We start from the raw sequence: 2,110 nt of genomic DNA, 5'->3' as shown, positions 1-2,110 counted from the left end.
TACGGCGAACTCGCGGCGACCACGGCCACGGCGGTCTCCAGGGTGGGCGTGGCCCACACGGCGATCCGCCCGGCCTCCCCGACGCGGGCGGCCAGCGGGACGGCGGTCGCCGCGAGTTCGCCGTAGGTCAGGGAGCGGTCGCCGAAGCGCAGGGCCGACCGGCGCGCGGCGGTGCCGTCCGGGTCCGCCAGTGCCTCGGTCAGGGCCGGGAAGAGAGAGGACACGCGTGCGTACTCCTTGATCGTCGGTCGTCGGTCGTCCGTCAGCGGTCAGCAGCCGTGGGTTTGTGGGGCGTCGGGTGTCATCCCCAGTCGGGTACGACCAGCGCGAGCCACACCACGGCGGGGACCACGGCCACCACGATCCCTCCGTACATCATCAACTGCCGGAAGAAACGCTCGCGGTCGACGTCGGGTGCCGCGGCGAGGACCAGGGCTCCGTTCGTCGAGAACGGGCTCACGTCCACCACGGTCGCCGACACCGCGAGTGCCGCCACCATGCCGACCGCCCCGATCTCGCCCTGCGCCAGGAACGGCACCGCCAGCGGAATCAGCGCCCCCATGATGCCGACCGAGGAGGCGAACGCGGAGACCAGCGCGCCGATGTAGCAGAGCAGTACGGCGGAGACCAGCGGGACGCCGATGTCGCTGACGCCCTCGCCCGCCCAGTCGATCGTGCCCATCTCGTCGAGGACACCGACGTACGTCAGCACACCGCAGATCAGCAGCACCGTCGGCCAGGCGATCTGGGAGACGGCGTTGCGGCTGTCCTCGGACCAGAAGGTGCTGAGCAGGACGGCGAGGGTGATGGAGGTGAGCCCGGCGTCCAGGTCGAAGGCGAGCACGGCGACGACGAGGGCGACGAGAGCGGCGAGGGTGGCGATGCGGGCGGGGTTGAGCCGGGAGGCGTCGTCCTCGTCGTTCTCGTCGCCCTCGCCGGCCGCTCCCTTGTCGGTGTCGGTGTCGGCGTCGTTCCTCAGCTTCAGCCCGCCGAACACGACGAACACCACGGAGGCGATGACGAGGTTGACGATGAGCGAGGCGAGGAAGAGGGCGACCTCGTTGCCGGGCAGGCCCTCACGCTCGACGATGCCGTTGACGATCGACCCGTAGATGCTGATGGGGGAGAAGCCGCCGCCCTGGGCGCCGTGCACGACCATCGCGCCCATCAGCAGCGGGCTGATGGAGTACCGCGCGGCGAAGCTCAGGGCGATCGGCGCCACGATGGCGACGGCGGCCGGACTGACCGCGCCGATCGCGGTGAGCGCGCCGGTCAGCACGAACATCACCCACGGGATCAGCACGACCCGCCCGCGAACGAGCCGGATGGAGGCGTGCACCAGCCAGTCGGTGGTGCCGTTGGCGCGGGCGATCGCGAACAGGTACGTCACGCCGACGAGCACCACGAAGAGGTCGCCGGGGAAGCCGGCGAAGATCTTGTCGGCGTCGAGGTCAGCGACGAGTTCGCCGACTCCGAAGGCGGCGGCGAAGGCGAGGGCGCCCATGTTGATGGAGCGGGTGGTGGCGATCACGAACACCACGACGAGCACGAGGATCGATATCAGTTCGGCGGACATACGGGCTCCCGTCTTTGGGTCCCTTGTCGAGTGGGGGTGGTCCGACTGGAAAAGTGGCTGAGTGGTCGAGTGGCTGAACCACGTTGGATGGCCGCCGTGGAAAGCGTCAAGAGAGATGACGTAAATTGGCTCAGCCATTCATCCGCCAGACCATGAGGTAAGGGGGAAGACCGGACATGACCGACGCACTGCGGCCCATGGGGTCCAAGCCGCGCCTGTACGAGCAGGTCCTCGACCGGCTGCGCAGCTATGCGGCCGAGGGCGGTCTGGGTGCCGGCGACCGCCTCCCGCCCGAGCGCGACCTGGCGGCCAGGCTCGGGGTGAGCCGCGCCTCCGTGAAGCAGGCCATAGTGGTCCTGGAGGTCCAGGGTCTTGTCGAGGTGCGCCACGGCGGCGGCACCTACCTCGTCCGCGACACCCTCGACGCGGAACCGGTGGAGCAACTCGTCGACCGCCGACGCCGGTTGCCCGACGTGCTCGACGCCCGTGAGGCACTGGAGACCAAGCTCGCCGAGCTGGCCGCCGAGCGCCGCA

The 2,110-nt window shown here is 69.9% G+C and carries 2 protein-coding genes and 1 pseudogene; 1 reads left to right on the top strand and 2 read right to left on the bottom strand.

The features are described from left to right. Both AOK01_RS38530 and AOK01_RS38525 read right to left on the bottom strand, forming a co-directional pair. Nucleotides 1-224 (bottom strand): annotated as a pseudogene (locus AOK01_RS38530) (acyl-CoA synthetase); the annotation flags it as partial. Between the two features lie 77 nt (nucleotides 225-301). Continuing rightward, nucleotides 302-1,576 carry an SLC13 family permease gene (locus AOK01_RS38525; protein WP_055520076.1) on the bottom strand — a complete coding sequence of 425 codons (1,275 nt, stop codon included), beginning with the start codon at nucleotides 1,574-1,576 and terminating at the stop codon, nucleotides 302-304. 176 nt (nucleotides 1,577-1,752) lie between these two features. Between AOK01_RS38525 and AOK01_RS38520 the strand changes: the two genes are divergently transcribed. Then, nucleotides 1,753-2,110: FadR/GntR family transcriptional regulator (locus AOK01_RS38520; protein WP_157871658.1), on the top strand; the 358-nt coding region annotated here is incomplete at its 3' end.

The organism is Streptomyces aurantiacus, from assembly GCF_001418335.1.
Classification (GTDB): Bacteria; Actinomycetota; Actinomycetes; order Streptomycetales; family Streptomycetaceae; genus Streptomyces; species Streptomyces aurantiacus.
The sequence above is the reverse complement of the archived record's forward strand: the minus strand, read 5'-3'. Positions and strand labels throughout refer to the sequence as shown.